The organism is Pseudomonas helleri (assembly GCF_001043025.1).
GTDB classification, from domain to species: domain Bacteria; phylum Pseudomonadota; class Gammaproteobacteria; order Pseudomonadales; family Pseudomonadaceae; genus Aquipseudomonas; species Aquipseudomonas helleri.
Genome location: NZ_JYLD01000020.1, coordinates 45,733 through 71,615 on the forward strand (window position 1 = coordinate 45,733; position 25,883 = coordinate 71,615).

The 25,883-nt window shown below is 57.3% G+C and carries 31 protein-coding genes; 16 read left to right on the top strand and 15 right to left on the bottom strand.

Translation table 11 applies throughout. The features are described from left to right. Window positions 1-69: 69 nt before the first annotated feature. The gene (locus TU84_RS23325; protein WP_206541202.1) at window positions 70-702 is read right to left on the bottom strand and encodes a helix-turn-helix transcriptional regulator; all 633 of its coding nucleotides are present in this window, start codon (window positions 700-702) and stop codon (window positions 70-72) included. Between the two features lie 128 nt (window positions 703-830). On the opposite strand from TU84_RS23325, the gene TU84_RS23330 reads away from it, so the two are divergent. Both TU84_RS23330 and TU84_RS23335 read left to right on the top strand, forming a co-directional pair. Next, window positions 831-2,228 carry an MFS transporter gene (locus TU84_RS23330; RefSeq protein WP_048373394.1) on the top strand — a complete coding sequence of 466 codons (1,398 nt, stop codon included), beginning with the start codon at window positions 831-833 and terminating at the stop codon, window positions 2,226-2,228. Window positions 2,229-2,461: 233 nt separating this feature from the next. Continuing rightward, a complete protein-coding gene (locus tag TU84_RS23335; protein ID WP_048373396.1) occupies window positions 2,462-3,625 on the top strand; it encodes a GGDEF domain-containing protein in 1,164 nt (387 codons plus the stop codon). 332 nt (window positions 3,626-3,957) lie between these two features. Here the strand turns inward: TU84_RS23335 and TU84_RS23340 are convergent, their stop codons facing one another. After that, a complete protein-coding gene (locus tag TU84_RS23340) occupies window positions 3,958-4,239 on the bottom strand; it encodes a hypothetical protein (protein ID WP_241486430.1) in 282 nt (93 codons plus the stop codon). Window positions 4,240-4,440: 201 nt separating this feature from the next. On the opposite strand from TU84_RS23340, the gene TU84_RS23345 reads away from it, so the two are divergent. Continuing rightward, entirely contained in the window at window positions 4,441-4,731 is a 291-nt protein-coding gene (locus TU84_RS23345; protein WP_048373399.1) for a hypothetical protein, read from the top strand. A gap of 51 nt (window positions 4,732-4,782) precedes the next feature. On the opposite strand, the gene TU84_RS23350 is transcribed toward TU84_RS23345, so the two are convergent. After that, window positions 4,783-5,295 carry a GrpB family protein gene (locus TU84_RS23350; protein ID WP_048373401.1) on the bottom strand — a complete coding sequence of 171 codons (513 nt, stop codon included), beginning with the start codon at window positions 5,293-5,295 and terminating at the stop codon, window positions 4,783-4,785. A 145-nt stretch (window positions 5,296-5,440) separates the two neighbouring features. Between TU84_RS23350 and TU84_RS23355 the strand changes: the two genes are divergently transcribed. From TU84_RS23355 to TU84_RS23365, 3 genes are all read left to right on the top strand, one after another. Continuing rightward, window positions 5,441-5,842 carry a GFA family protein gene (locus TU84_RS23355; RefSeq protein WP_048373403.1) on the top strand — a complete coding sequence of 134 codons (402 nt, stop codon included), beginning with the start codon at window positions 5,441-5,443 and terminating at the stop codon, window positions 5,840-5,842. Between the two features lie 5 nt (window positions 5,843-5,847). Then, window positions 5,848-6,960, top strand: a complete 1,113-nt coding sequence (locus tag TU84_RS23360) for an NAD(P)/FAD-dependent oxidoreductase (protein ID WP_082148796.1) — start codon at window positions 5,848-5,850, stop codon at window positions 6,958-6,960. A 196-nt stretch (window positions 6,961-7,156) separates the two neighbouring features. Next, a complete protein-coding gene (locus TU84_RS23365; protein WP_048373407.1) occupies window positions 7,157-7,840 on the top strand; it encodes a YoaK family protein in 684 nt (227 codons plus the stop codon). Window positions 7,841-7,858: 18 nt separating this feature from the next. Here the strand turns inward: TU84_RS23365 and TU84_RS23370 are convergent, their stop codons facing one another. Beyond that, entirely contained in the window at window positions 7,859-8,224 is a 366-nt protein-coding gene (locus tag TU84_RS23370) for a VOC family protein (protein ID WP_048373409.1), read from the bottom strand. Window positions 8,225-8,266: 42 nt separating this feature from the next. On the opposite strand from TU84_RS23370, the gene TU84_RS23375 reads away from it, so the two are divergent. Continuing rightward, the gene (locus TU84_RS23375) at window positions 8,267-9,013 is read left to right on the top strand and encodes a helix-turn-helix transcriptional regulator (protein ID WP_206541203.1); all 747 of its coding nucleotides are present in this window, start codon (window positions 8,267-8,269) and stop codon (window positions 9,011-9,013) included. 45 nt (window positions 9,014-9,058) lie between these two features. Here TU84_RS23375 and TU84_RS23380 read toward each other — a convergent pair whose 3' ends face one another. Continuing rightward, complete coding sequence (locus tag TU84_RS23380; protein WP_048373411.1) at window positions 9,059-10,270, bottom strand: YeeE/YedE family protein; 1,212 nt, start codon at window positions 10,268-10,270, stop codon at window positions 9,059-9,061. A 227-nt stretch (window positions 10,271-10,497) separates the two neighbouring features. On the opposite strand from TU84_RS23380, the gene TU84_RS23385 reads away from it, so the two are divergent. Beyond that, window positions 10,498-12,735 carry a TonB-dependent siderophore receptor gene (locus TU84_RS23385; protein ID WP_048373412.1) on the top strand — a complete coding sequence of 746 codons (2,238 nt, stop codon included), beginning with the start codon at window positions 10,498-10,500 and terminating at the stop codon, window positions 12,733-12,735. Window positions 12,736-13,592: 857 nt separating this feature from the next. Here the strand turns inward: TU84_RS23385 and TU84_RS23390 are convergent. After that, window positions 13,593-14,438 (bottom strand): SDR family NAD(P)-dependent oxidoreductase, encoded by an 846-nt coding sequence (locus TU84_RS23390; protein WP_048373414.1) that lies wholly within the window; start codon window positions 14,436-14,438, stop codon window positions 13,593-13,595. Window positions 14,439-14,558: 120 nt separating this feature from the next. Between TU84_RS23390 and TU84_RS23395 the strand changes: the two genes are divergently transcribed. Beyond that, the gene (locus TU84_RS23395; RefSeq protein ID WP_082148798.1) at window positions 14,559-15,530 is read left to right on the top strand and encodes a LysR family transcriptional regulator; all 972 of its coding nucleotides are present in this window, start codon (window positions 14,559-14,561) and stop codon (window positions 15,528-15,530) included. Here the strand turns inward: TU84_RS23395 and TU84_RS23400 are convergent. The 3 genes from TU84_RS23400 to TU84_RS23410 are packed head-to-tail and all read right to left on the bottom strand — an operon-like array spanning window position 15,460 to window position 17,803. Further along, the gene (locus tag TU84_RS23400) at window positions 15,460-16,674 is read right to left on the bottom strand and encodes a CynX/NimT family MFS transporter (protein ID WP_048373416.1); all 1,215 of its coding nucleotides are present in this window, start codon (window positions 16,672-16,674) and stop codon (window positions 15,460-15,462) included. The two genes, TU84_RS23395 and TU84_RS23400, sit on opposite strands and share 71 nt — an antisense overlap. Further along, window positions 16,661-17,122, bottom strand: coding sequence for a nucleoside deaminase (locus TU84_RS23405; RefSeq protein ID WP_048373417.1), 462 nt, complete (start codon window positions 17,120-17,122; stop codon window positions 16,661-16,663). Before TU84_RS23405 ends, TU84_RS23400 begins: the two co-directional genes overlap by 14 nt. 21 nt (window positions 17,123-17,143) lie before the next feature. Then, entirely contained in the window at window positions 17,144-17,803 is a 660-nt protein-coding gene (locus TU84_RS23410; RefSeq protein WP_088500418.1) for an ankyrin repeat domain-containing protein, read from the bottom strand. Between the two features lie 110 nt (window positions 17,804-17,913). On the opposite strand from TU84_RS23410, the gene TU84_RS23415 reads away from it, so the two are divergent. Further along, window positions 17,914-18,771: a LysR family transcriptional regulator gene (locus TU84_RS23415; RefSeq protein ID WP_048373420.1), complete on the top strand. Its 858-nt coding sequence runs from the start codon at window positions 17,914-17,916 to the stop codon at window positions 18,769-18,771. A 56-nt stretch (window positions 18,772-18,827) separates the two neighbouring features. On the opposite strand, the gene TU84_RS23420 is transcribed toward TU84_RS23415, so the two are convergent. The 5 genes from TU84_RS23420 to TU84_RS26550 all read right to left on the bottom strand — a co-directional run bounded on the left by TU84_RS23420 (window position 18,828) and on the right by TU84_RS26550 (window position 21,095). Continuing rightward, a complete protein-coding gene (locus TU84_RS23420; protein WP_048373422.1) occupies window positions 18,828-19,505 on the bottom strand; it encodes a DUF421 domain-containing protein in 678 nt (225 codons plus the stop codon). Window positions 19,506-19,581: 76 nt separating this feature from the next. Further along, window positions 19,582-19,929 (bottom strand): hypothetical protein, encoded by a 348-nt coding sequence (locus tag TU84_RS23425; protein WP_048373424.1) that lies wholly within the window; start codon window positions 19,927-19,929, stop codon window positions 19,582-19,584. Between the two features lie 280 nt (window positions 19,930-20,209). Further along, window positions 20,210-20,371: a DUF2986 domain-containing protein gene (locus TU84_RS25820; RefSeq protein WP_082148799.1), complete on the bottom strand. Its 162-nt coding sequence runs from the start codon at window positions 20,369-20,371 to the stop codon at window positions 20,210-20,212. A gap of 108 nt (window positions 20,372-20,479) precedes the next feature. Next, window positions 20,480-20,836 (bottom strand): VOC family protein, encoded by a 357-nt coding sequence (locus TU84_RS23430; RefSeq protein WP_048373426.1) that lies wholly within the window; start codon window positions 20,834-20,836, stop codon window positions 20,480-20,482. 49 nt (window positions 20,837-20,885) lie between these two features. After that, window positions 20,886-21,095: a hypothetical protein gene (locus tag TU84_RS26550; RefSeq protein WP_048373428.1), complete on the bottom strand. Its 210-nt coding sequence runs from the start codon at window positions 21,093-21,095 to the stop codon at window positions 20,886-20,888. Between TU84_RS26550 and TU84_RS26555 the strand changes: the two genes are divergently transcribed. The 6 genes from TU84_RS26555 (at window position 21,087) to TU84_RS23460 (ending at window position 25,029) form a co-directional block, all read left to right on the top strand. After that, complete coding sequence (locus TU84_RS26555) at window positions 21,087-21,170, top strand: hypothetical protein (protein ID WP_241486434.1); 84 nt, start codon at window positions 21,087-21,089, stop codon at window positions 21,168-21,170. The genes TU84_RS26550 and TU84_RS26555 overlap by 9 nt on opposite strands. 200 nt (window positions 21,171-21,370) lie before the next feature. Next, on the top strand, window positions 21,371-21,718 hold the full coding sequence (locus TU84_RS23440; RefSeq protein WP_048373430.1) for a metalloregulator ArsR/SmtB family transcription factor: 348 nt from the start codon (window positions 21,371-21,373) through the stop codon (window positions 21,716-21,718). A gap of 18 nt (window positions 21,719-21,736) precedes the next feature. Next, on the top strand, window positions 21,737-23,020 hold the full coding sequence (locus TU84_RS23445; RefSeq protein WP_048373433.1) for an arsenic transporter: 1,284 nt from the start codon (window positions 21,737-21,739) through the stop codon (window positions 23,018-23,020). A gap of 27 nt (window positions 23,021-23,047) precedes the next feature. Beyond that, window positions 23,048-23,518, top strand: a complete 471-nt coding sequence (locus tag TU84_RS23450) for an arsenate reductase ArsC (RefSeq protein ID WP_048373435.1) — start codon at window positions 23,048-23,050, stop codon at window positions 23,516-23,518. 11 nt (window positions 23,519-23,529) lie between these two features. Further along, window positions 23,530-24,222, top strand: a complete 693-nt coding sequence (gene arsH / locus TU84_RS23455; protein WP_048373437.1) for an arsenical resistance protein ArsH — start codon at window positions 23,530-23,532, stop codon at window positions 24,220-24,222. A gap of 111 nt (window positions 24,223-24,333) precedes the next feature. Beyond that, a complete protein-coding gene (locus TU84_RS23460) occupies window positions 24,334-25,029 on the top strand; it encodes a tRNA (adenine(22)-N(1))-methyltransferase (RefSeq protein WP_048373484.1) in 696 nt (231 codons plus the stop codon). Between the two features lie 3 nt (window positions 25,030-25,032). On the opposite strand, the gene yghU is transcribed toward TU84_RS23460, so the two are convergent. Then, window positions 25,033-25,872, bottom strand: coding sequence for a glutathione-dependent disulfide-bond oxidoreductase (yghU, locus tag TU84_RS23465; RefSeq protein ID WP_048373439.1), 840 nt, complete (start codon window positions 25,870-25,872; stop codon window positions 25,033-25,035). Window positions 25,873-25,883: the final 11 nt, after the last annotated feature.

The window sequence follows — 25,883 nt, forward strand, 5'->3', positions numbered from 1 at the left end:
TGAATACTATTTGAGATCAATTATCAGGTAAAGCGTCAAGCGCTCAAAATGTAACATTTCATGAACTGATTACCTTGCAGCAATGCGATAAGCACAACGCCTTGCCCCCAGCTGGATGTGCTCCACGCGCTCGACTTTCGCCTGTAGCACCTGCTCGAACACTTGCAATTCTGCCCGGCAAAACCCTTGGCATGCCGTGGCGGCCGCGCAGATCGGGCAGTGGTTTTCCACCAGTATCAGGGCGCCATCCGGTTGCTCGCTGCATTGGGCCATGTAGCCTTCGCGGCTGCGTAACTGCGCCAAGCGCTCTACCCGCGCTTTAAGGCCCTCCACACCTTGCATTTCGCGCTCATACAGCGCCTGGGTCTGACGCTCACGGACGTCGATCAAACGCTCTATCGCGTCTTCACCAAAGGTTTCGCGCACGGTCTGCAACAGCTGCACCGTCAGTTCTGAATGCGTGTCCGGAAAACGCGCATGCCCCGCTGCGGTCAAGTGCCAGACCTGCGTCGGGCGCCCGACACCGCGCACCTCTGCCTTGGCCTCTGCCAAACCGCTGGCCGCCAGCTTGACCAATTGTTGTCGCGCCGCCTCCCCGGTGGTGCCCAAATACTCGCCCGCATCACTGGCCAGTTGTGGCCCGCGTGTTTTGAGCAGATGTAAAAGGCGATCCGCCGGCGATGACGACGCCGAATATTCCAAGTCATTTCTTGACAAAATAAAGAGCCCCACAGCAATATTCAAAGCAATTGCTTGGCAAATTAACCTAACCCCACGTTTCATGCAATTCGCCGAGCGTTCACAGGCAGTCGCCGCACAAGGAAACATCCATGCAAGCCCAAGACAGCAGTTGGGGAGAATTACTCCCCGGCAAGAACGCCACCCGCTCCATTGCCCTCTCGGGTGGCATTGCGCTTTATGCCACCAACACTTATATCGCCACTACGATTTTGCCGTCGGTGGTCGCTGAAATCGGCGGGTTGGAACTCTATGCCTGGAGCACCACGCTGTACGTGGTGGCCTCTATCCTAGGTTCTGCACTGACGTCCAAATTGCTCCAGCACACCGGCCCTCGCCTGGCGTATACCATCGCCACCTTGATATTTATGGTCGGCGTGCTGATCTGCGCATTGGCGCCGAGCATGCCGATCATGCTGGCGGGTCGCTTGATTCAAGGGCTGGGCGGTGGCGTGCTGCTGGCCTTGTGTTACTCGATGATTCAATTAGTGTTTGAAGAGCGTCTGTGGCCGCGTGCCATGGCGCTGGTGTCAGGTATGTGGGGTGTCGCGACGTTGGTCGGGCCTGCGGTGGGGGGTGTATTTGCCGAAATGGATGCCTGGCGCATGGCCTTTGGTGTCATGGTCCCGGTGAGCCTTGCCTATATCGCCTTGACTCACAGCGCCTTGCCGCCCCGCGACAGTGAAGCCGTTGCGTCTACGCGCCTGCCGGTTGTGCAACTGGTGCTGCTGGCCGCTGCCGTGCTGGCGGTGTGTGCAGGCAGTGTCTCATCGCTGCCAAGCTGGAACGTGCTGGGTATCGCCGTCTGCGCGGTACTGGTATTCATGCTGATCCGTTACGAATCCAGCGCCTCGGTACGCCTGCTGCCTAAAGACGCGTTCAGGTTCAACACTCCGCTTTGCGCGCTCTACGCGACCACTTGCCTGCTGGTGATCGGGATGAGCAGCGAAATTTTCATGCCATATTTTCTGCAGCACTTGCATGGTCAGTCGCCGTTGGCTGCCGGTTACATGACGGCGTTAATGGCGGCGGGCTGGACCGTCTCGGAAATCCTCAGCTCCGGCTGGACAGGTCGAGGCCCACAGCGCGCCATCCTTGCGGGGCCGCTGTTTATCGTGATTGGCCTGGTAATGCTGGCAATCACCACGCCCATGGCGGGCCTGGGTGAATGGATGCAACTGGCGCCGATCTGTCTCGGGCTGTTCCTGGTGGGGTTTGGCATCGGCCTGGGCTGGCCGCACCTGCTGACGCGCATCTTGCAGGTGGCGTCGGAACAAGACAAAGACACCGCTGCTGCCTCGATCACCACATTGCAATTGTTCGCCATGGCCATGGGCGCAGCATTGGCCGGGGTGATTTCCAACGTGGCGGGCATTAATGACGCGACGGGCAATGCCGGCATAGCCAATGCGGCACTGTGGTTGTTCGGACTGTTTACCGTGGCACCAGTGTTGGCGCTGGTTATGGCTCGGCGAGCTGTGCGCAGTTAACAGATGCTCAAAAGATCGTTCAGATCGGCAGGAGGCCCCCCGCACGGGTAGCATTGTTGTGGGAGCGGGCTTGCTCGCGATGTGGCCGACAAGGTGTAACTGATACACCGAATTGCCTGCATCGCGAGCAAGCCCGCTCCCACTGGGGAGAAGTTCTCCCTACCCTCCACGCAACTCACTAAATACGCATACAATTGCCAGCACCTCCGCACTCAAGGCAAGCCGGTCAATTCATGGCGCTCGACCCTCTCACTTTATTGACCCTGACCATCGCGCTGGCCGCTGCCGCCGCACTCTATCTGGCCATTGAATGGCGCAGCGTCCGAGAATCCTCGCTGCTGTTATGGAGTGCAGGTTTTGCCACCATCGCCATAGGCTCGTCCCTTGCGCTGTTACGCAGTATCGGACTGCTGCTCATCGGTATCTGGTTCGCCAACGGCTTGCTGGTGGTGGCCCACTGGCTGTTTCTGCTGGGTGTTGCGCGCTTCACACAAGTGCGTTTGTCGCACAATTGGTACCTCATTTTTGCGATCTGGCCCGTACTGTTGCTCATCCCTAATGAGCCGTCATGGTCCAGAGTCATGTTGCTGGTCAATTCGCTGTTGGTCGCTCTCTTGGCACTCAAGGCCAGCTGGTTGTTGCGCCCCCACGGCAAGTCGTTGAGCGTGGGCGCCGTGCAGTTGCGTTATGTACTGCTGATTCACGGGGTGTTTTATCTCATCAAAGCGCTGATCGCAGTGCTTCCAGGCGAGTTTATTGACCTGGCCGCGTTTCGCGGCGAGATCATTCAGATCTCGCTGGTAGAAGGCGCAATGGCGATCATGCTGATCGCCTTGTCGATGACCGGAACCGAACGCTACCGGCGCGAAAAACAGATTGCCCGCCTCGCCGCCCGCGATCCATTGACCGCCCTGTACAACCGCCGAGCCCTCGAAATGCGCGCGCCGCCCTTGCTGAACGGCGTCTCAGCCGAACGACCTGGAGCCTTGCTGCTGATCGACATCGACAACTTCAAGCTGATCAACGACCTGTTTGGCCATACGGCAGGCGACCGGCTGTTGATCTCCCTGAGCGAAATGATTCGTGCGGTACTGCCCAAAGACGCACTGGCAGCCCGGCTGGGCGGCGATGAATTCGTGATTCTGCTGAGCAACGCCTCAAGCGAGCGCATTGAAGCGCTGGCCAGCGCCCTGCGCGAGCCGTTTTACCTCGCCACTTCACAAACCTTCGCCACCCCGCAAGCGGTGACCTTGAGTATCGGCGCCGAACTCTTCGACCGCCCACCTGCCAGCCTCAGCCAGTTGATCGAACTGGGTGACGCCGCGCTCTACGCCTCCAAACGCGGGGGGCGTAACAGTTTGCGTTTGGTGGACAGGACCACGGCTAATCAATTGTAAAAAACAGCTTAACTACGGGTCTATGCACTTGAAACTCTACGTTTCAAGTTGACGCTGGCTTCAGATTGTCCGGGCATCAGATATCACTGACGGGCAAATCTGAGGCCAGATGTTTGGCAATGACTTGCGAAAAGCCTTGAGCATTAAAACATTCACTCAATGGCAATTATCCAACACTGTTCTTTCGTGGCTTTCTTTTAACATCATTGCGTATGCCTTGCCGGACAGCATCACCCAGAAATAGCACCTGGGTGATTGCTACCTGCACATGGCCCGCCGGCTCTTGTCTGGCGGGCTTTTTTGTCAATGGCACCCGTGCCGCACTCAAGGCTTTACCAGTCAATACGGTCAATTTCTTCTGTGCTCATCGCGCGCCAATCAGTTTCCAGGATGCCGTAGTCATTTCGTGCAGACATGAGGGCCTGATCCAATGAGAACATGAGGTGATCGCCGTCTATCTGCCGGGCCAGGTAATCAATGAAACGAATCTCCATATAGACAGGCGAGTCTTCCCCTTCAACAGTGAGACCAAACAACACAATAGCCGTCACATTGGGTCGCCCCTCACAGGGGTGGCGTACATTCGCAAAAAGGTATAAAGGCGTTTGTGTCATGTGAAAGCTCATAACGGGTTAATTGCGGACCATATTCATGCGCACAGTAGAGGTCGGCAAGTCTGCGCAATAGAACTCACATTTGACACGATGGTCGGATAATTCGCTTCCACAGCTTGAAAACGGGTTGATGCACTAAGGCAGGCGCTTGCAAAAACCAGCGGTAAAACCGTGTATACCCACTATCTGAGGTCGTTATTGATGACAATCACTAAGCGCTGGCGCAGCGTGGCCGAGCGGGCATCGGAGGACCTGTTCGCATGGTCGTCTTTTGTCGCGCAAACCGAATTTTTGTGGCAAGACACTGCGTTGGTCGAGGACGGCGATGCCTGGCAACGCGTCTGGTTTGAACTGGAAATTTTGAACGGGCTTGCACTGGCAGAATGGGATGATCAGGGACGGCCTGATGATTGGTCAAACAGCTGGGCTGCCGGATATAGACAAGAGGCTGCTGCCCTGACAACTGAGTTGCTAAGCTTGCTCGCACCTTAAACGCAACTCAGGCCGTTACGACTAAAAACGACACACCAAACAAGCCTGCGGCTAATCTTGCTCATCCATAAACGGCTCAAGCCAGGCATCGATATAAGGCGCTTTATGCGAGAGGTATTCGCCAATCCCTCCGCGATTGTTGGCCTCCAACTGTAGCTTTATGTCCTGATATTGCTGGCGGATGGTGTCGTTTTCTCGCAACAGGTCGCGAAAGCGCAGCATGCGGTCTATCTGCACATGCCCCGCTGCGCAGACGTGGATTTTATGGGTGCGCACCCCGTCGACATCGCGACGGTAGAAGTGATGCCCCGCAGAAAGATCACTGCCCCGCACGTAGCCCAATGTGTGCAAGAACTCGCTGCGGACCTCTTCATTGAGGTGCTGTGACACGACGACCAACATGTCGATTTCCGGTTTGGCGTAAATCTCGGGTACAGCGGTACTTCCGACGTGATGAATGTCAATCAACTCGGCATCAAAGGCCTGGGCCACGCGCTGTTTTTCAGTTGAAAACTGCAACGGCCATTGAGGATCGTACGGCGAGATTTTACGGGTGAGAGCCACAGGCTTTCCTTGCGTCACAGTCAGAGGCCAGCCATCTTACGGCGCTGAAGTGGCTGAATTATGACGGCGTGCGGCGTAGTAACCATTGAGATGCGCGCCCGCCCGCGTTTAGAGTGGCGCTCTCCTCGTCTGGAAATGTGCGCCAATGGATAACCTCTTGCTCGGCAGTTGCTTGTGCGGCGCTGTCCACTATCAAACGTGTACGCCGCCCAAGGTGGTTTCACACTGTCATTGCAGCCAATGCCGCAAAGGACACGGGGCCGCCTTTGCCAGCTTTTTTAATGTGCTGCGTAACGATCTTGAATTGACCCGCGGTGCTGAAAGCCTCAAGTCATTTGAGTCTTCAGAGTCGGTCTTGCGTCAGTTCTGCGGCGAGTGCGGTTCATCCTTGTTTTGGTCAACTTCAAAAGGGCCCCACGCCGACTGGATCTCAATCGCCATGGGTACCCTCGACACGCCCGTCACCGGCGCTAAACAAAAGCATATCTGTGTGGCGTCAAAAGCCATGTGGCATGACATTAGCGATCATTGGCCGCAACATCCGTAACGTCAATGGATCAAAGCCGAGACAAGGAAGACCTTATGGCGTTAACGCCTGACAAGCATATTGTGGTTATCGGTGCAGGGATCGTCGGCGCCTCGTTGGCGTACCACTTGGCTGATAAAGGGGCGAAGGTCACTGTTGTTGAAGCGGCCGAGATTGCGTCAGGGGTGACCGCAACCTCGTTCGCCTGGATCAACACCACGCACGCCGAACCGGACCCGATAGCGCAACTGCGCCGCGAAGCCATCAAGGAATACCACCGCCTTGAAGCGCAACTGCCAGCGCTGAACATACGCTGGACGGGCGCTTTGTCGTATGGCGAGGGGCTGAGTGAAGTGTCGCCTGCTCACGCTCAGTTGCTGAGCCGATCACAGATTCTCGCCCTTGAACCGAACCTCAAGCAGCCACCACAACAAGCGGTGTATGTGGCGCAAGAAGGCGCACTGGACGCTGTCGCAGCCACCCACGCACTGATCGCAGGCGCTCAGGCGAACGGGGCAAAAGTGCTCATGCAAACCCGTGTGCTGGGCTTTAAAACCCTGCACGGCACAGGGACAGCGATTGAAACCTCAAACGGCACATTAGTGGCTGATACCGTAGTATTGGCAGCCGGGACCGGTATTGCCGAGCTGACTCGGATGCTCAACTGCCCCCTCCCTGTGCAAGCTTCACCTTGCATTTTTATCCGCTACCCGGCGCAGCCTGGTCTGGTGCAGACAATCATTTCCAACTCAGCGATGGAAGTCAGACAAGCTGCGGATGGAACGTTGCTGGCGGCAGAAGATTATCTGGACGACAGCGCCGAGAACCAGCCGTCCGCTGTGGCGCAGCGGACGACCAAGGCCATCGAAAGCGAACTTGAAGGCGTGGTTTTATCAGAGCCGGAGTTGGCGTGTGTAGGGCTCAGGCCGATATCGATCGATCGCCTGCCCATCATCGGGTATTTGCCCAATGTCAGCGGTGTGTATGTGTGCACCCTGCACCCCGGCGTTGCACTGGCGGCCATAGTCGGCCGCCTGGTGAGTGAAGAAATTCTCGATGCCAAGTTGAGCGATGCGCTCGCAGCGTGTCGGCCTGACCGGTTCTGTCTGGACACGCCTGCCCCGCTGGAGGGGCCGTGATCTTCGACGCCGCGCCATCGCGAGGCTTTACGGTTGCTGCGTAGCCGGACGTAGCCTCGCAAGGCTCGTCAACTGCTACAAGTGTGCGTGCCTTTAAAACTAAGTATCTGTCCGTTTTGCTGAAGCTGTTGGCCGGGAGGCCCTGCGCACGGTTGCTAAGCTGGCTTCCCCTTAACCAAGTGAAGTCGCCCCCCCTATGCAGGACATTTCTCGCCAGATAGCCCCCGCCCTCAGCTTTAACGGTGGATTCGTAGACACCGTGGGGTTCATTGCTCTGCAAGGGCTTTTTACTGCTCACGTCACCGGAAACTTTGTCACCTTGGGGGTCAGCATTGTTCAAGGCACGTCCGGCATTATCGGCAAGCTGATGGCATTGCCGGTGTTTGCCCTTGTCGTCGGCCTGACTCACCTCGCCGCGTGCGCGCTACACCGCAGAAACCTGGCTTCACTGCATATTTTGCTGGCAGCTTATGTGTTGTTGCTGTCGGCGTTTGGAGGGCTGGCCGTATGGTTTGGGCCCTTCAGCGACCCGGATTCAGCCATGGCACTTACCACCGGAATGGTCGGCGTGGCAGCCATGGCCATACAAAACACACTGTCGCGTCAACACCTGAAAGCCGCGCCACCGACCACCTTGATGACGGGCAATGTTACCCAATTGGCGATCGACATTTTCACCCTGCTAACAGAGCGCGACGCCCTGGAGCGAGCCCGTGTGCGGACTCGCATGGCGCCCATCACCGTGAACCTGACTGGCTTCACGGCGGGTTGCTTGAGCGCCGCCCTGCTTTACCTGGCCATCGGGCTGTGGAGCCTGCTGGTGCCAATCATTGCCGCGATGTGGGTGTGCTTGAAATCACACCGTGCGGCCACGGTTTGACCCGTTACGGCTTCGCGTTCAATCTGGCATGCACACACGCAAGCGATGCCCGTCCGGGTCCAGTGCTACGAAGGTCAGGCCGAATACTGCACGCGCCAGCGGTTGTTCAATGGTGATACCAAGTACTTGCCAGCGTTGATAGGTGGCTTCAACCAAGACCTCGGTTTCAACCAGATAACCGACTTCCATACGCTGTCCTGTGCCAGCGCTATTGAAGTTCGGCGCCTGCTCTGACCACAGCCCGAGATGTAGCTGGTTAGCTAGCTCAAAGGAAACGAATGAAGGGAAATTACTCGTAGGGGCTTTTTCCAGGAGCTGTTCGTAAAAAGCACGACTACGCGCCGTATCGGCCACATAGAGGATCAGAAGGTTGGGATGGTTCATCGCATTGCCCTTGTGAGGTAAGAGCGCGCAGGTTATTCGACGATGCTGACAAATCATGTCAGCATGCCCGGCATGGCACGTTCAGAACGCTTGTTACTTCTACTGCAAATACTCCGTCGACATCGCTACCCTGTCAGCGGTCATGTGCTCGCTCACGAAACCGGTGTCAGCCTGCGCACGATTTACCGCGATATCACTGCGCTGCAGAGTCAAGGGGCCGATATCCGCGGCGAGCCCGGCATCGGCTATGTGCTCAAGCCCGGCTTCACCCTACCCCCGCTAATGTTTACCGAAACGGAACTGGAGGCTCTGCTGTTAGGCTTGCGGTGGGTCAGCCGCAGAACCGACTCCGGGTTGTCGCACGCGGCGGCTGATGTTGAAAGCAAGATCCGCGCAGTGCTTGAACATAAGAGGGTCGAACAGTTCGACAATACGGCCTTGTTTGCTGGCCCCGGCCTGTCAGATGACGATGACGGGAACACCGCCCAAACGCTGCGCGATGCCATCCGGCATGAGCAAAAAGTAATAATTGACTACACAGATGCTAGTCAAACGCTTAGTCAACGCCTGATACGACCCGTATCCATCGGCTACTTTGACGGTTTTCGGATCCTCGCGGCGTGGTGTGAACTGCGCAGCGATTTTCGGCACTTCAGGCTGACAAGAATCAGCCACTGCACCACCAGCACAGAGTTCTTTACTGGCCAGGGTGGGTGGCTATTAAGTCAATGGAAAATCCGCAACCGCGAACGCGGAATTAATGAGCAGCCTTTGCCGCACAATCCATGAAAACCACACACTGTGCGACAAAAGCCTCTGATGGCAATTAAGGCCTCAGCAACCGCTCAACGCCACCTGCGGACGCTCGCCGACGAAGAAAAACGGCCGTAGGCGCACGCCCACACTGTTGCCCAGAAAAGCTGCCACCAGCCACACCCAGCCATGCAGACTGCCTGAGGCAATGCCGCTGAAGTACGCACCGATGTTGCAACCATACGCCAGACGTGAGCCGTAGCCGAGCAGCAAACCACCGATCACCGCCGCTAAAAGCGAGCGAGCGGGAATTTTCAGGCTCGGTGCAAAGCGACCGGCCAGCCCCGCAGCCAGCAGCGCGCCGAGGATGATGCCGATGTCCATGACGCTGGTGATGTCTTCCCACACCGGTGCCGCCAGCGCCTTGGCATTGCTCGGCACTTGCCAGAAGCCCCAACTGCTGACATCCACGCCCAACCCGCTCACCGCCTTGGCGCCCCACAGAGCGAACGCTGAGGTGATGCCCCACGGGCGACCGGCCAAAGCCAGCGTGGCGTAATTGAGCAAGGCCAGGCCAATCGCGCCCCAGACCAATGGCCATGGCCCGCGCAGAAAGCGGCGCAGCCCTTGGTGTTCGCTGGTCACACCCGCTTCAAGCTGCCCATGACGGGCTTTTTCGAGACGCACGGTAACCGCCGCAATCACCCCGAAAATGGCCAGGCTCAGCAGCAGCGCTGGCACGACCCCCAGACTCTTGACGATGGAGGTGGCCGGCAGTGAAGGCAGGGCAAACCACCAGTCGGCGTGATGGGTGGCGATGACCGAGCCACAGATGAAAAAGAACAGCGTCACCAGCATTCGCGCATTACCACCGCCGACCGTGAACAAGGTGCCGGAAGCGCAGCCGCCCCCCAACTGCATGCCGATGCCGAAAATAAACGCACCGAACACTACAGAAATACCCACTGGCGCGACCAGCCCGACCACGGGCTGACCGAACAGCGTGCCGGAGCCCAGTGCCGGGAAAAACAGCAGTACTGCCACCGACAACATGATCATTTGCGCGCGCAAGCCGGCACCGCGCCGGTCATTGATAAACACCCGCCAGGCCGAGGTAAAGCCAAAAGCCGCGTGATAGAGCGTTAAACCCAGTGCAGCGCCCACCACCAGCAATAACACTTGGCGAGAACCCACCGTGTTTTGCAGGAACGCTGCGCCCAGCAACAGCAAGATAAAAGCCACCAGCGGCGCAAACGACTTGCGCTCCGGTGCGATAGACAGAGAACGGCTCATTAAGAATCTCGGTTTGTTTGATTTGAAGATGTGCGAAGGCGGCCAGTATAAACCGTGAACGTATGTGTACTGTTGTTGATTGACGGGTTGCACGTAGCCTTCTTCCTACAGGGTGCTTGTGCGAAAAGTCTCTATTTAGCCAACACACTGAAAATGCTCTAACTATCTCCTTCGTCATTCGTTTGAAGCACTGACAACTTCAAAAATCTGACAAGGAATCAGTTGCAATGCGTGCTCCCCTCACCCGTTCCGTCACGTTAGCCCTCGGCCTTATCAGCAGTTCGCACTTGCTGGCCGACACTGAGGCCCTGGATGAAGCTGAGACAAAACCTTCCGGCATGGAACTCGCAAGCACCCGCATCAGCGCCCAAGGACTGGGTTCGACGACTGAAGACACCGGTTCCTATACCACCGGCTCGACCAACACCGCGACCAAACTCAACTTGAGCATTCGCGAAACGCCACAGTCGATCTCGGTGGTTACCCGCCAGGAAATGAATGACTTCAACCTCAATACCCTCACTGAAGCCATGCGTCATACCACCGGCGTGGTGGTGCAACACAACGACTCGGACCGGGTCAGCTATTCGTCACGCGGCTATACCATCAATAACTTCCAGATTGACGGAATGCTCAACACCTTCAGCTACATGAAGACTGACGCCGACACCATCATCTACGACCGCATTGAAGTGGTCCGCGGCGCCACCGGCCTGACCACCGGCACAGGCGATCCGTCGGGGACCATCAACATGATCCGCAAACGTCCGACCCACGAACTGGCGGCCACAGCCGGAGTCAGCGGCGGCAGCTATGACGACTACTACAGTTACGTCGATGTGGGAGGACCACTGGGGTTCGACGGCCGTTTGCGCGGCCGTACCGTACTGGCCTACCGAGACAGCAAGTCGTTTCGCGATAATTACGCACTCAAGCGCGAAGTGGCTTACGGCATTCTGGAGGCCGACCTCACCGACGACACCACCGTGGCCGTCGGTTACGACTATCAGGACAAGCAGGTTCGCGGCTCCTCCTGGGGCACAACGCCCTATTGGACCGGTACTGGCGAAAAGGCCAACCTGGGGCGTTCGACCAATTATGCGACGCCCTGGAGCTCCTGGCCGAAGAAGGACAAAACCGCCTTCGCCACCCTCGACCAGCAGTTGTTCGATAACTGGCGCCTGAAAGCCGCTTATACCCACCGTTCCAGCGACTCCGAAGGCAAGGTGTATTATGCCGGTGGCGGCTTCCCGAACGCAGATGGCACCGGCATGTCGGCCTATAGCAGCCACTTTGCCGGTGACGAAACCATGAGCGCGATCGACGTTAACCTATCGGGCACTTACGCCCTGCTGGGGCGTGATCATGAATTAATGGTCGGTTACGGCGAAGCCAAGTACGACAACACCTCGCCGCTCTTTATTGGTTTAAACCCTGAGGGCTACGATAGGGTGCCTGACTGGCGTGATATGGGCGCCATCCCGAAATACCGCGACCTTGACAGCGGTATCGACAGCAACCACAGCACCGTCAAACAGAAGTCCGGCTACCTGGCCACGCGCTTTAACCTCACCGATCAGTGGCACGCCGTGCTCGGCACACGTTACGGCAGCTGGAAAAGCTCAAACGTTGACCGCGCATTTGACGAAAAAGCACCTGGCGGTGTCAGCTACCAAAAAGCCGTGCAGACCCACAACGACATGATCACCCCCTATGCCGGCTTGCTGTACGACTTCACTGAAGAGTTAACGGCCTATGTCAGCTACACCGACATTTTCAAGCCTTCAACTGATAAAGATGTCAGTGGCTCGTACCTCAAGCCGGTGGTCGGCAGCGTCTATGAGGTGGGGCTCAAAGGTAGCTTCCTGGAGGAACGTTTGAACCTGACGAGCGCGGTGTTCTGGAGCAAACAGGACAACGTGCCAGAAATCGACGACTCCGTTCCGCGCGGCCCGAATGGTGAGGAATATTACAAATCCGGTGGCAAGGGCAACAAAATCAAAGGTTTTGAAGTTGAGTTGGCCGGTGAAGTGATGCGCGGCTGGAACATGATGGCGGGCTACACCTACACCCACTCGCTTAACGCCGACGGCAAGCGCATCAATACGGCCTCACCGTTGAACCTGGTCAAGGTATCGACTACCTACAAACTCCCGGGTGAATGGAGCGCGATGACCGTGGGGGCTGCCGTTAACTGGCAGAGCGATATCTACCGTGCCGCCCGTCGCCCCGACGGGACGACAGATGCAAAAGGCAATCCGAACACCTTCAAGGAAAACATTACCCAGAAGTCCTACACCCTCCTCGACCTGATGGCACGCTACGAGTTTGATACCCACGTCTCGGCAACGTTGAACGTCAAAAACGTGCTGGACCAGAAGTACTACGACAACGTCGGCTTCTATAACGGCGTGTTCTGGGGCGAGCCAAGAACCGTCAGCCTGGGTCTGGAGTGGAAGCTGTAACACCAACCATCCAGCCTGTAGGAGCGAGCTTGCCTCGCGATCTTTTGATCTGTTGAACAAAACATATGATCAAAAGATCGTGAGACAAGCTCGCTCCTATCAAACATGAAATAACCCATTGTTTTTTAAGTAAAAAATATTGGTGCGCGAGTTGTACGGTGGCGAAAGGGTTCACTCTCCTATACGTGGTCACGGCAAGCCGTGCCGACAATGGCTCCACGCCGATACCGTACGGACCACTCTCTTATTCGGGTGCAAACACACCAGTGCAGGCTACGGTCTCTGCCTCACGCAAATATAAGAGTAGACACATAACAGTTTGCTGCGCGACAGCGCGGCGTCGAAGACGGGGCGGCCCCTCTTATCAAACATAAAATAAGTAATTGATTTTAAAGGCTTTGTAGGAGCGAGCTTGCTCGCGATCTTTTGATCTAGATCTTGCTTTTGATCTTGATCTAAAAGGCCCCATTAAACCACGCTGGCCGAACGCAGGTTTTGCGCAGTGGGTAACCCGGCAGGACGCCGGGTTAGCCGCGACACGGCCATGGATGGCCGATCGCGGCGGGCCTACGGAGCAAGGCCTGTGGTGAGGGCATGCCGAGCCAAAGCGAGGCACCGAGGGGTAGGGGCAAAAGCGTTTTGGTTACTTTGCCGCTTTTGCAAAGTGACGCGGCGTAAGGCCGAAACCCTAAGTGGCCGTTGCCGCAGCAACGGATATGTACTCAAGTCAAGAGCCCCCTCACCCTAGCCCACTCCCGAAGGAGAGGGAACCGATTGGGGGATGCTGAAGATACTCGGCGGCCTGTTTGCTGCGCGACAGCGCGGCGTCGAAGACGGGGCGGCCCCTCCTACACTAATCAACATTCTTTGATCTGTTCCCACAACTGCGCCACCTGCTCGGCACTGCTGGCCTTGACCCGCGCCAGGTCGACGGGATAATCGACGCCAGGGTTTTCAACGAAACGGGTGGCGGTGAACTGACCATTGCTGGCCCGTACGATGTAGCCGGTGTCGCGGCACTGCTCCGAAGCCAGAAACACCACGCCGGGTGTGACCCACTCCGGCTTGAGGTTGACCGGTGCTTCGGTCACGCCCCACATTCTTGTTTTTGCCACCGGCGATACAGCGTTAACCAAAATCCCGTCGGCCATTCCCTCCATGCTCAGGGCATTCATGATGCCCAGTTGCGCCATTTTGCCTGCCGCGTAGGCCACCAGCCCCGGCTGTGCATAGGACTGGTACATGGCCCGGTCCGACGTGGTCAGGACAACCCGCGCGGCTGGCGATTGCCGCAGGTGTTGCCAGGCATATTTGCACAACCAGACAGGCGCGTAGACATTGATATCCAGTGCCCGTTCGATAAAAGCCACCTCGGCCTCTTCTATCCGCTGATAACCGACCCAACCTGCGTTGTGAATCACGATATCCAGTTGCCCAAACGCCTCGACCGCCGCCGCGACCAATTGCTCGCACCCGCGCTCGCTCGCAAGGTCGGTGTGGTGACCCAGCACGCTGTAACCTTCGGCCTCAAGCGCACGTGCCGCCTCGTGGGCAATCGAAGCATCGGCACCTTCGCCCAGCGTATCCGCGCCAATATCGCTGATCACCACATTGGCGCCCAACCTTGCCAGTTCGCGGGCGTAGCTCAGCCCTAGGCCTTGGCCAGCGCCCGTTACAATTGCGATTTTGCCTGCAAAGTCCACAGTTGACTCCTCTTGATGACTGTCCTCACCTTAACCCTGCGTTTCGGGCTTGTTTAATACTGTTCAAGCGCGAAGTTGATACGCTGCGCCTATCACAGTTCAAAGGAAGGAACGGACACCATGATCGAGACCCGTCTGCTCAAGCAGTTCATTGCCGTTGCCGAAGAATTGCACTTCCACAACGCCGCCAAGCGCCTGCACATGGCCCAGCCTGCACTCAGTCAGGCGATTAACCGCCTGGAAGACAAACTGGGGATCAGCCTGCTGACACGCAGCAAACGTGAAGTGCGACTGACGCCTGCGGGTAGCGCCTTTCTGGACACGGCCTACAGTACCCTCAACACGCTGGAATCCGGTGCCGAGCATGCGCGCCTGGTGGCACAAGGCATCGCTGGCAAACTCACGGTCACCACCGTGTCCATCGCCCACTACACGCCGCTGCTCAATGCACTGCGAGCGTTTCGCGATAGCTTCCCCAACGTTCAGTTGACCCTCAAGGAGATGCCCTCAGCCAGCCAGGCCCAAGCGATCTCGCACGCTGAAGCGGACATCGCCTTTATGCGTAAACTGCCTTTTGACACGCCCAATTTGCAGTCGCGCTTGCTGTTTGAAGAGGCAATCGTCATGGCCTTACCCGCCGATCACGCCAAAGCCCATGCCGCCGACATCAACCTGCGTGACTTCACAGATGAAGCGTTTGTCTTCACCCCCGAAGTGCTGGGCAGCGGTTATCACCGACAACTGATTGCACTATGCGACGCCGCGGGTTTTTACCCGAAGGTGGTGCAGGAAGCAGCACAACTCCACACCGTTATCGGCCTGGTTGCCTGTGGCTTCGGTGTGGCGTTGGTGCCAGCCTCCATTGCCCGTTCGTTTACGCAGGACAACGTGGTGTTTCGGCGCATTTTGCCGGTGGCGGAATCAGGCAACCCCGCCATTGGCCTCTATGTGGGCTGGCATGCCCACAACGTTTCACCGCTGGTTGAGCGCATTATGTCGATACTGGATCTGAATGTAGCGTTCAAGGATGTGTCGACAGCGCCGCAGAGCCTTGCGGTTCAGCAAACGAGTACCGATAACTCGCCGGGCTGAAAATACGGGTTAACAGCAGCATCGCCACAACCCCGACAATCAGCACCCACCAGGCGCTGACAAAGCTGCCCGTGAGCTCTCGCAACCAGCCGGTCAACCAGGGCGAGACGGCGTTGATGAGAAATCCCACCCCTTGCACAAACGCCGCCAACTGCCCGGCTGCACGAGGTTCTCGGATATGATCGAGGGTCAGGATCAGGCTGAGGGCAAAACAAGCGCCCAGACCAAAGCCGATCAACGCCACCCAGATATGCGGCGATTCAAGCGGCCACATCACCAGACCGAAAAACCCAAATGCCTGCGCAGCAAGGCTGAGGGCCAAAAACGGGCGTCTGTCGCGACTGCGCTGCGCCAGAGCAGGCATCACCAACGCGGCCAGCACCTGAAACACGGTCATGAACGCCAGCAGCGAACCGCTTTGGGTCGCGCTCCAGTCCATTTGCAAGTAATACGCCGGCAGCCAGGCAACCATGCTCATGTAACCGCAATTAACCAGCCCGAAGTACAGCGCCAACAGCCAGGCCCTGCGTTTGCGCCATGGCTGCGCAGACGCGCCGTGAGTGCGCGCAGTCAGCCCGGCAAAGGGCATAAGCCACCACATCAACAATGCCGCCAGCGCGGGCAACAACCACACGCCGAGCCCGGCCTGCCACTGGCTGAAATGCCCGGCCACCACCGGGCTGAGCAATGCCGCCAAGCCGCCACCGCCCATCAATGAGGCCGAATACACCCCCAAAGCCAGCGCCACTTGCCCCTGAAATTGGCGCTTGATCAGCGCCGGCACCAATGCCTGAATCAGCGCTACACCGGCGCCGCCCAGCAAGGCCGTGATAAGCAACACTTCAGCCTGATGCCCCAGCAGGCGCCATAAGCACGCGCCCAGAATCATCAGCAGACCCAACGCCACGCCCCGTCGCTCGCCCAAACGGGCTTCTATGCGCACCCCGAGCAAGGCCACCAGCCCCATGCAAATCACCGGCAGGCTGGTAAGCCAGGCGCTGCTTTGAAAGCTCATGCCGGTGTCGCCACGAATCTGCATCAACAATGGGCTGATGGAACTCAAAATCGGCCGCAAGTTAAGCCCCAATGCGATGATCAGGGCCCAACTTGCCAGGCTGCGCAGACGGGTTTTAGTGAGCGGCATGGCGCGCCTGCCAGTTTTCATAGACCTCAACCATTGCGGGCTGCGGCAGATGTTGCACGTTGAGGCGCTGCTCGCTCAAGGGCAACGCCAGTTGCTGGTAGATCGCCGCCGTAGACAAACCAAACGCTTCACCCAGTTCGTTTGCTGCGCCATACACGGCACGGCTGACGCCGCACAGGTACATGGCCGCAAGGCACATCGGGCACGGCTGACCACTGGCATAGATCACGCACCCGTCCAGACGCGAGCCCAAATGCTGGCTGGCACGGCGGATGGTCAGCAGTTCCGCGTGGGCGGTAGGGTCCTGGTTGAGATGAATTTCGTTAACCGCCTCAACAATCACTTGGCCGGCCTTGACCAGTACTGCGCCAAAAGGCCGTCCCCCCTCGGCAACGTTGATGCGCGCCAGTTCCACCGCGCGTTGCAGATAATCTTGATCGTTATTCATGAACACTCCCGTGCAGGTCATTCACTGGGCGCCAGCGTCACGCAGCAACTTGGCCGTTGCGCTCTGACCGCGCTGCTCTGCCTGATACAACGGGCTGTGACCCTGGTTGTCCGGCAGGTTGAGGTCTGCGCCCGCCTGGATCAGTTGGGCAACAATCTGCTGATGCGCCGGGCCACCATCGGACAGCACGATGGCTTCCATCAAACAGGTCCAGCCCAGTCGATTGACATGGTTAACGTCGACCCCGGCGGCAATCAACAAACGCACGGTTTCAACATGGCCGCGCTCACACGCGGGAATCAATGCGGTGCCGCCATAACGGTTAGTGCTTTTCAGGTCCGCGCCATGGGCCAGCGTCAACTTGAGGATGTCGTTGTAACCACTGGCACCCGCCAGCAAATAGGCGCTGTCGTGCATCAGGTTTTTCTGATTGACGTCGGCGCCCGCCGTTATCAAGGCGCGGGCGATCTCAATGTTGTTGCGCTGGGTCGCGAGCAGCAGCGCGCTACTGCCGTCCGGCGCCTGTGCCTTCAGGTCCGCACCGCTGGTGATCAATTGCTGCACGTGGGTCACTTCGCCACTACGCACCGCATCCAACAGACTTTTCTCGTTAGCCATCACTCCTCCCATCATTAATAGCCCGGCCGCTAGAAGGCCGGATTTAAACGTCAGGCGACTCATGGTCATTTTCTCTCTGCAGATTCAATGAAGAACGAGTATGGTCAGCCAGACAGGTATTCTGAAATTAAATATAACCATGCCTTTCAGTGGCAATTCGAATGGTGACGTGTATGTTCGATCCCGTGTTGTTGCGCAGTTTTGTTGCCGTGGTGGAGTGCGCCAATTTCACACGGGCAGCGCAGCGGCTGCATTTGACTCAGTCCACGGTCAGCCAGCAGATTCGTCGCCTTGAAGATAACCTTGGCTGCACACTGCTCGATCGTGATCAACGCCACGTTATTGCCACGGCTGAGGGCGAGCGCTTGCTGGCCTATGCGCGGCGCATTCTTACGCTCCATGAAGAAGCCCGTGAGGCCATGTTCAACCAACAAAGCGAAGGCGTATTGCGTTTGGGGGTGCCGGAAGATTTCGCCGCAGACCGTTTGATGCCGTTGCTGTCGAGCTTCGGTCTGGAGCATCCGGGTGTGCGTCTGGAAGTCACCAGCGGCTTGGGCCCCGACTTGCAGCGGCTGTTTCGCCGGGGTGAGTTTGAGGTGTTGCTGGTCAAGCAGATGGGCCAGAACGATGATTGCCTGGCGAGTTGGCCAGAACCTTTGTGCTGGGTCGACAGCCGCTCCCAGCCAGCGCTGGGGCGTGATCCGTTGCCGCTGGTGACCTTCCCCGCAGGCGGCTTGTACCGCAATGAAATGCTCAACCACCTGGAAATGGGCGGCTGGCACTGGCGCATCAGCTATTCGAGCGCCAGCCTGGCCAGTGTTTGCTCAGCAGTGGCCGCTGGTTTGGGCGTCAGTTTGCTACCACGGCGGGTCATCACCGCAGGGCATCAAGTGCTCGACGCCAGCAGCGGCCTGCCGGATATCCAGGGCGTGTATTTGGCGCTCTATGCGCAGGGCGGACTGAGCTACGCAGGCAAAGTGTTGCAGGAGCAGTTGCTTAATCTGTGCGCAGGTTTGGGGCAGACAGGGTGACAGCAGGCTCGGGCTATTAGGCGATCCTTCGGCTCGCATCGCAGCCTCGTGCCTCGTCAGCGACTACGAGCGGCCTGGGGGGCGGGGCTTATCACGCTGCCATCGCGAGCGGTGATGCATAATTCCCCGCGCCAAAACTCAGCGAGAAAGACTTCTTCGGTTTCAAGACCCAGTTCTTTGATTTTGTTGTCCAGCCATTGCGGATCATGGCCGATGGAGGTCAGTTGATCGAGTCGCGCCTCGCCGTTAAACATGACAATCACCGACGGCATGTCGCGTTCATCACAAATGACCGTCAGCTCGCCACCCGGCTCAATTTGCGCGTAGTAGACCTGCTGGAAAGCACACGCTCCCTGAGCATGTAACTGCGAGGCCACCCGCAAGATGTCTATCTTGTGTTTATTATCGACCAGATTCTCAACAATGAACTTTCCATTCTTGATGATCGGTATAGGGCTACCGATCGCAAAACCACGCAGCACCTGAATATGTTTAGTGGCGGTGTTAAGTATGTAGATCAACAACACACCTAATAACAAAACCAGCAAATACTGTTTAAAGGGAATGGTGTCGCTATAAATAACACCCCCAATAATTCCGCCCAGAATAAAGTTGCCAATCAGGTCAATCGCTGTCATTTGCGACAGTTGGGTTCGGCCTGACATATACATGTGAGTTGCAATAATCGCGAACCCCGCCACGAATTTCGCCAGTACCCATAGGTAATACTCCATACCACTCCCTTATCAATCCCGTTGCGCAATGTCCAATGCGCACCAGCGTAGCAGGTTTGAAATCAAGGAGACAAAATCAATAGCCTTGCGCCTGCCGGGCATCCTTACAGGCCGTGAGCTGGTAATTAATCAGGCTGTACAACGTATGGGTGTCGGAGGACTGCACCGTTTGTGTCTCGGCATAATCCACTTGTATGGCATCCATCTTGGCTTTGTTTTCGGACATCTGCACGATGCAACGATTGACGTTATCAGAGCGTAGAGGCTGTGAACTTGAAATATCGACGTATTCCAGAGTGCGCGTGGCAATCACTTGTTTAATCGCCTCAACTTTTCCCCGTGCAACTTTATCTTTATCAGCCTCACACCCGACCAACACTAAAACTGACAAAAATCCCACTGCACAATGCTTGATCACCGTCATACCCTGAATTCCTTAAGGGAACTGATCTTCATTTTTTGTACCGTTTGAACCGCCACGCCCGGTATAAAACATTCCCAACCTTGCGCTTACTGCCTCAATTTAGAGCACTTAGATGACACTATTGCCTTCACTCGACCTTAACCACGCTCCTTCAGAGCCTTGGTCTCCAGGAAGGTGTCGCAAGACCCGGCATTAAGCGCCGGGCCATGCAAACAAAAAGCAAAGGCTGTGCCATTCAACCGCCCATCTACAGCGGGGGATTGTGACTGAGCGCTATCAATCAGCTTTCAGATACAACGGTTGAGGCCTCTGCCGATTCAGTCGCCAACTTCAATCGATCAGCCTTGCTAACGTAAGTGGACTTTTTTTTCGGTGCCAATTTGGCACTGGCCTTCTTGGCATGCGCCTTTAAAAGCTGCTGGATCTTTTTACGACGATTCATCTTGGGTCACTCGGTTTGTAAGCGCTTGAATCATATCAGTTAAAAGAAGCAGCCCGGTCACCCGAACACGTACTGTCAAAGTAGGCGAGTAGACCGCGAGAGTGAAATCTACTCCTGGCGCGTCCAAACCGCCAGTTCATAACCGTCAGGATCGACAAAATGAAAGCGGCGCCCACCGGGGAAAGAAAAGGTCTCACGGCTGATCACGGCGCCCAAGCTTTTGATGCGTGCCTGAGTGGCCTCAAGATCGTCGGCGTACACAATCACTAATGGGCCGCCAGGCCGCACCGGTTCACCCGTGGTGAAACCACCCGTCAAGCGGCCATCAGTGAACTCTGTGTACGCAGGACCGTAATCGACGAATGTCCAGCCGAATGCACTGCCATAGAAGGCTTTGCTCCGGCTGATATCACCCACATTCAATTCAATATTGTCGATCTGCCGATCGTTGCCGTTAGCACTCATGTGAACCTCCCGCCTGTCGTGAAAAGAGGTTCATCATAGTGTTATTTGGCTACCACTGCGCAGTGTCAGAGCCGAGTTCATGGGCCGGTAATGCCCACCAGGCCGGGCAGCCTGCGATCTGAACAGGCCATTGGATGCGTTGCGCATCGCCCCAGGCGGTGTGCTCGATGGCTGAGTCTTTATCGGCTTCGGTTTCCTCTGCGATTTGCAGCCACCTGCCCTCTTTACCTTGGCGCGCTCCGTCGGCTGGGTGGCGCATGCGCTGGAACAAAAAGCCACAGGTCAACTGATCCGGCCCCGCGCGAACTATGTGGGTGAAGCGGTGCAGGCTTGAGACCTCACCCCCGCTTTCTTGTAGTCGCTGACGAGGTACGAGGCTGCGATGCGGGCCGCAGGACCGCCAGCCGGGGTCGCTGCGCAACCCATCGCAGCCTCGTACCTCGACAGCGACTACAGGTGTCTATTAAATTCAGGCTTGTTTGAAACATATGGATAAACGTATATTCGGATAAACATATGCACAGAGGCAAACCCATGCTCAATCCAGCCGCCATTTTCAAATGCCTGGCCGACGAAACCCGGGCCAGAGCCACCTTGCTGATCACCCGTGAAGGTGAGCTATGCGTGTGCGAGCTGGTCTGTGCTCTGGACGAAAGCCAGCCGAAAATATCCCGGCACCTCGCACAATTGCGCAGTTGCGGGTTGCTGCTTGATCGTCGCCAGGGTCAATGGGTGTATTACCGCTTGAACCCGGAACTACCCGCCTGGGTGCGTGAAGTACTGGAAACCACCCTGAATGCCAATTCCGAGTGGCTTGCGTCAAACACTCGCCGCCTCAGCACCATGGATGGCCGCCCTCTCAACACAACAGCGTGCTGCTGATCAAAGGACGAGACGTTTATGCTCACCGCCTCCGCCATTTTTTTGTTCACCCTGGTCTTGGTCATCTGGCAACCCAGAGGTCTGGGCATCGGCTGGAGTGCCACATTGGGCGCTGCGCTGGCCCTGATTACAGGGATTGTGAAGCTGGATGATATCCCTCTGGTCTGGGACATTATCTGGAACGCCACGGCCACCTTTATCGCGGTCATTATCATCAGCCTGCTACTGGATGAAGCTGGTTTTTTTCAGTGGGCGGCCCTGCATGTAGCGCGCCTGGCCAATGGCAAGGGGCGGCGCCTTTTTGCTTTTACCGTGCTGCTGGGTGCCGCCGTGTCGGCCCTGTTTGCCAATGACGGCGCGGCCCTTATTCTCACACCCATCGTGATGTCGATACTGCTCGCCTTACGCTTTTCGCCCGCCTCAACCCTGGCGTTTGTCATGGCCGCCGGGTTTATTGCCGATACCGCCAGCTTGCCTCTGGTGGTCTCAAACCTGGTCAATATCGTTTCGGCGGACTACTTCGGGCTGAGTTATAGCGCGTACGCCTCGATCATGGTGCCGGTGAACATCGTGGCAGTCGCCGCCACCCTCGCGGTGTTGTACGGGTTTTACCGCCGCGACATCCCGCACAGCTATTCACAAGACGACTTGCAAGCACCTCGGCAGGCCGTGCGCGACGTCATGACCTTTCGTGCAGGCTGGGGGGTGCTGATCTTGTTGCTGGTGGGCCTGTTTGTACTGGAACCCATCGGCATTCCCATCAGTGCCATTGCTGCCGTGTGCGCCGTTATTTTGCTGGCGGTTGCAGCCCGCGGGCACATCATTTCGACCCGCCGCGTGGTTCGCGAAGCCCCTTGGCAGATCGTTCTTTTCTCGCTGGGTATGTATCTGGTGGTCTACGGGTTGAAAAACGCTGGCCTGACAGACTATCTGACCCTGGCCCTTAATTATCTGCTCGACTCCAATCTGTGGCTGGTCACGCTGGGCACGGGGTTTCTCTCGGCGTTTCTGTCATCGGCCATGAACAACTTGCCTGCTGTATTGATTGGCGCCCTGTCGATTCACGCCAGTGAGGCCAGCGGTGTCATGCGTGAAGCCATGATCTATGCCAACGTCATCGGCGCCGATCTGGGCCCGAAAATAACCCCTATCGGCAGCCTGGCGACACTGTTGTGGCTGCACGTTTTGCAGCGCAAAGGCATTCGCATCACCTGGGGTTACTACTTCAAGACAGGCGTGATTCTGACCCTGCCGATTCTGTTCATCACCTTGTCGGCCCTGGCCTTGCGCCTGAGCCTTTAACCCTCTGACCCACCAGTGAGCAACCTTATGCGGATCCTGTTTATGTGCACGGCCAACAGCTGTCGGAGCATTTTGTCCGAGGCCATGTTTAACCACCTCGCCCCTGAAGGCGTTCAAGCCTTCAGTGCCGGGAGCTTTCCCAAAGGCCAGGTTCTGCCGCGCAGTTTGAGCACACTGCAACAAGCTGGTATCAGCATCGCGGGCTTGAGCAGCAAGGGCAATGAAGCCTTCGAAAGCAACCCGCCCGACATCGTGATTACCGTCTGCGACAAAGCAGCGGGCGAAGCCTGCCCTGTGTACTTTGGTCCAGCGATCAAAGCCCACTGGGGGCTTGAGGATCCATCAGAAGTGGTTGGCGATGAAGCAACAATCTCGGCGGCTTTCCACGCGACCCTGGCGCTTATTGAAAAACGTTGCCGCGCCCTGCTGGCCCTGCCTCTTGCCCAGCTCGACAGTGCAAGCCTGAAGCAGCACCTGGACCGCATCAGCACCCTCTAACCGGAGTTCACATGACCGATCAACTGCCTAATCTCGACACCTCATTAACCACCGGCACGCTGGTCGATGCCGACGTTCATAAACCCCGGATCCTGCTGTTATACGGCTCGACCCGCGAACGCTCGTTCAGCCGTTTATTGGTTGAAGAGGCAGCTAGATTGCTGGAGCATTTCGGCGCCGAAACCCGGATTTTCAACCCCAGCGGCTTGCCTTTGCCGGACGATGCACCCGTCGATCACCCAAAAGTGCAGGAACTGCTAGAACTGATGCAGTGGTCTGAAGGCCAGGTCTGGTGCTCCCCGGAACGCCATGGCGCCATGTCTGCGGTGTTCAAGGCGCAAATTGACTGGGTGCCTCTGGCCTTGGGGGCCGTGCGCCCCACTCAGGGTAAAACCTTGGCGGTGATGCAGATCTGTGGCGGCTCGCAATCATTCAACGTGGTTAACCAACTGCGAGTGCTGGGGCGCTGGATGCGGATGTTCACTATCCCTAACCAGTCGTCAGTCCCAAAGGCCTACCTTGAATTTGATCAACACAACCGTATGCAACCCTCTGCCCTGTATGACCGGGTAGTGGACGTGATGGAAGAACTGGTCAGGTTCACGCTGCTGCTCAGAGAACGCCCTGACCTGGTTGACCGCTACTCGGAGCGCAAGGAATCAGCTGAAGCACTCACTCAACGGGTTAATCAACGCTCCATTTAGTCTTCAGCGCCACACCGCAGACCCGATATGCCAAAATCGCCCTTTTGCCCAGAACGAGCGTTTGATTGACTCACGTGAGTGCCGCGCATTCGGGCTGACAAGGAACTGCAGTTGAACGAACACACATTGTCCATGCGCCTGGAACGGGTGGCGGCGCACGTGCCCGCCGGGGCCCGATTGGCAGATATTGGCTCGGATCACGGTTATCTACCGGTAGCGCTCGTACACCGTGGCACCCTCTGCGCGGCAGTCGCAGGTGAGGTGGCCTTAACGCCCTTCCATGCTGCACAACGTACCGTGCGCGAGAACCAGCTTGAACAGCAGATAACTGTGCGCCTGGCCAACGGCCTGGCAGCCATTGAACCGTCCGACGGCATCACCGCCGTCAGCCTGTGCGGCATGGGTGGTGAGACCATCCGCGACATTCTCGACAGTGGCAAGGCGCACCTGCGCGGTGAGGAACGCCTGATCCTGCAACCCAATGGCGGCGAACAACCACTGCGCCAATGGCTGATGGACAACCACTACCGCATCGTCGCTGAAGAGGTGCTGCAAGAAAACCGCTTCTACTACGAAATCATCGTCGCTGAACGCAGCGGGCCCGTGACTTACAGCGCCGAAGCACTGTATTTCGGGCCGCTGCACTTAGAGGCCCGTAGCCCGGTATTCCTGGCCAAATGGCAGCGTATCCTGGGCGAGCGGCAAAAAACCTTGGAGCAATTCGCCCGTGCACGGCACGCCGTACCCGAGCACAAATTGCAAGACATCGGCCAACAGATACGCTGGATCACCGAACTGCTGGCCTGACGGTTAATCCAGGTCAGACGCCTCATGCCGCTCAGGCACCTGGCTCGCCTCATCGCCCCACGTCCGGTTAACCCGCAGCCCGCGAACTACCGCCGGGCGATTGGCAATTTCTTCAGCCCAACGCTGCACATGGGTGTATTCGTGGGCCGACAGGAACTCAGCCGCCGAGTACACCGTGTTGCGCACCAGTTGACCGTACCAGGACCAGACCGCGATATCGGCGATGGTGTAGGTATCGCCCGCCAGATACGGGGTTTCAGCCAGACGACGGTCCAGCACATCCAGTTGCCGCTTGACCTCCATGGTGAAGCGATTGATCGGGTACTCGAGCTTTTCTGGCGCATACGCATAGAAATGCCCAAACCCGCCGCCCAGATAAGGCGCAGCACCCATTTGCCAAAACAGCCAGTTGAGGGTTTCGGTACGCCCGGCGAGATCAGTCGGGATAAACGCGTCGAACTTCTGCGCGAGATACAGCAGGATCGAACCCGACTCAAACACCCGAATGGCAGGCTCTACGCTGCGGTCCAGCAGGGCTGGAATCTTGGAATTCGGATTGACCTCAACAAACCCGCTGGAAAACTGATCACCCTCGCCGATACGGATCAACCAGGCATCATACTCAGCCCCGGAGTACCCCGCTGCCAGCAACTCCTCCAGCAGAATCGTCACCTTTACCCCATTGGGCGTGGCCAGCGAATACAACTGCAAAGGATGCTTGCCAACCGGCAATTCCTTGTCATGTGTGGGGCCTGCAACCGGGCGATTGATACTCGCAAAATGGCCGCCAGACGGAGCGTTGTTTGTCCAGACTTTAGGCGGAACGTACGGTGTATTGCTCAAGAGACGGACCT